Consider the following 265-nt stretch of genomic DNA (forward strand, 5'->3'; position numbering starts at 1 on the left):
CTTGTTTACTTAAACCGGCTAAACTGAAAATAAATAATAAAGCAGCAATCACGTATGCTGCACTAATGAAACCATTAGACGCTATTTGTGTAGATTCCATGCTACTCCCCTACTTGCTAAACATTTTTAACATACGACTAGTGGCTTTAAAGCCACCAACAATATTGATAGTTGCTACTAGCGTCGCTAAGGTAGCAAGTATCTGCACGACGGTACTTTCTGATCCGATTTGTAGTAAAGCCCCCACAATAATAATGCCGGAAAT

General features: G+C 38.9%; 1 protein-coding gene. It reads right to left on the reverse strand.

Translation table 11 applies throughout. The features are described from left to right. Positions 1-109: 109 nt before the first annotated feature. Positions 110-265 (reverse strand): proton-translocating transhydrogenase family protein, encoded by a 156-nt coding sequence (locus tag AACQ14_RS24850; RefSeq protein WP_353514041.1) that lies wholly within the window; start codon positions 263-265, stop codon positions 110-112.

Source organism: Vallitalea maricola, from assembly GCF_036985595.1.
Taxonomy (GTDB): Bacteria; Bacillota; Clostridia; order Lachnospirales; family Vallitaleaceae; genus Vallitalea; species Vallitalea maricola.